General features: G+C 52.2%; 2 rRNA genes (1 of these 2 cut by a window edge). Both read left to right on the top strand.

Annotation, left to right across the window (positions count from 1 at the left end):
• Positions 1-2,087, top strand: a 23S ribosomal RNA gene (locus tag ACJJIW_RS00010) (it extends 795 nt beyond the left edge of the window).
• Between the two features lie 203 nt (positions 2,088-2,290).
• Positions 2,291-2,406, top strand: a 5S ribosomal RNA gene (gene rrf, locus ACJJIW_RS00005).
• Positions 2,407-2,500: the final 94 nt, after the last annotated feature.

Below are 2,500 nucleotides of genomic sequence, written 5' to 3'. Positions count from 1 at the left end.
CTCCTCGAAAGCTATTTAGGTAGCGCCTCGCGTCTCACCCTCGGGGGTAGAGCACTGTTTGGGCTAGGGGGTCATCCCGACTTACCAACCCCATGCAAACTCCGAATACCGAGGAGTGCAATCGCGGGAGACACACGGCGGGTGCTAACGTCCGTCGTGGAAAGGGAAACAACCCAGACCGCCAGCTAAGGTCCCAAATATCAGTTAAGTGGGAAACGATGTGGGAAGGCCCAGACAGCTAGGAGGTTGGCTTAGAAGCAGCCATCCTTTAAAGAAAGCGTAATAGCTCACTAGTCGAGTCGGCCTGCGCGGAAGATATACCGGGGCTCAAACTGATAACCGAAGCTGCGGATGCTCTTAGGAGCATGGTAGAGGAGCGTTGTGTAAGCCGTTGAAGGTGGATCGGGAGGTCTGCTGGAGGTATCACAAGTGCGAATGCTGACATGAGTAACGATAAGGGAGGTGAAAAACCTCCCCGCCGGAAGACCAAGGGTTCCTGTCCAACGCTAATCGGGACAGGGTTAGTCGACCCCTAAGGCGAGGGCGAAAGCCGTAGTCGATGGGAAACAGGTTAATATTCCTGTACTCGCTATTACTGCGACGGAGTGACGGAGAAGGCTAGGCCGGCATGGCGATTGGTTGTCCATGTTTAAGGTTGTAGGCTGGGGACTTAGGCAAATCCGGGTCCCTAAGGCTGAGAACTGATGACGAAGCCCACTTAGTGGGTGAAGTGGTTGATGCCCTGCTTCCAGGAAAAACTTCTAAGCTTCAGGTAATAGTGAATCGTACTCTAAACCGACACAGGTGGTCAGGTAGAGAATACCAAGGCGCTTGAGAGAACTCTGGTGAAGGAACTAGGCAAAATGGTACCGTAACTTCGGGAGAAGGTACGCCGGTTTTGGTGATGGGACTTGCTCCCTAAGCTGAGGCCGGTCGAAGTGACCAGGTGGCTGCGACTGTTTATTAAAAACATAGCACTCTGCAAACTCGTAAGAGGACGTATAGGGTGTGACGCCTGCCCGGTGCCGGAAGGTTAATTGATGGGGTTAGCTTCGGCGAAGCTCTTGATCGAAGCCCCGGTAAACGGCGGCCGTAACTATAACGGTCCTAAGGTAGCGAAATTCCTTGTCGGGTAAGTTCCGACCTGCACGAATGGCGTAACGATGGCCACGCTGTCTCCACCAGAGACTCAGTGAAATTGAAATCGCTGTTAAGATGCAGTGTACCCGCGGCTAGACGGAAAGACCCCGTGAACCTTTACTACAGCTTTGCACTGAACTTTGAGCCTATTTGTGTAGGATAGGTGGGAGGCTTTGAAGCAGCGACGCTAGTTGTTGTGGAGCCGTCCTTGAAATACCACCCTGGTATGTTTGAGGTTCTAACTCTGGTCCGTTATCCGGATCGAGGACAGTGTATGGTGGGTAGTTTGACTGGGGCGGTCTCCTCCCAAAGAGTAACGGAGGAGTACGAAGGTGCACTCAGCATGGTCGGAAATCATGCAATGAGCATAATGGTATAAGTGCGCTTGACTGCGAGACAGACATGTCGAGCAGGTACGAAAGTAGGTCATAGTGATCCGGTGGTTCTGTATGGAAGGGCCATCGCTCAACGGATAAAAGGTACTCCGGGGATAACAGGCTGATACCGCCCAAGAGTTCACATCGACGGCGGTGTTTGGCACCTCGATGTCGGCTCATCACATCCTGGGGCTGAAGCCGGTCCCAAGGGTATGGCTGTTCGCCATTTAAAGTGGTACGCGAGCTGGGTTTAGAACGTCGTGAGACAGTTCGGTCCCTATCTGCCGTGGGCGTTGGAGATTTGAGAAGAGTTGCTCCTAGTACGAGAGGACCGGAGTGAACGAACCTCTGGTGTTCCGGTTGTCACGCCAGTGGCATTGCCGGGTAGCTATGTTCGGACGGGATAACCGCTGAAAGCATCTAAGCGGGAAGCCTCCTTCAAGATAAGATCTCCCTGAGGCCTTGAGCCTCCTGAAGGGCCGTGGAAGACTACCACGTTGATAGGCTGGGTGTGGAAGCGTTGTGAGGCGTTGAGCTAACCAGTACTAATTGCCCGTGCGGCTTGACCATACAACAGAGATGGTTACTAACGACTAGCCAAGCTAGCGGATTGTGAGTTAGAGACATACGATCGCTTGCGGTGTATTACTACAGATTGTTTTACCGACTTATTTGGGGTTATCGCCGGTCACCATCATGACCGAGGCAAACAGCGATAACACGGCAGGCCAAGCACATTGCTTATAAGACCAACGCCAACCCAAGCCAGTTTGCCTGACGACCATAGAGTTGTGGAACCACCTGATCCCTTGCCGAACTCAGAAGTGAAACGCAACATCGCCGATGGTAGTGTGGGGCTTCCCCATGTGAGAGTAGGTCATCGTCAGGCTTCTAATCCGAAAAGGGCCACCCAACAGGGTGGCCCTTTTTTTATGGCTGAAAAATATTTTAAAAAACAAAAAATAAAAAACTAAGAAAGGGAA

The sequence above is a fragment of the Microbulbifer maximicatervae (SeqCode) genome, assembly GCF_052467815.1.
This window is presented reverse-complemented; position numbering and strand designations above follow the sequence as displayed.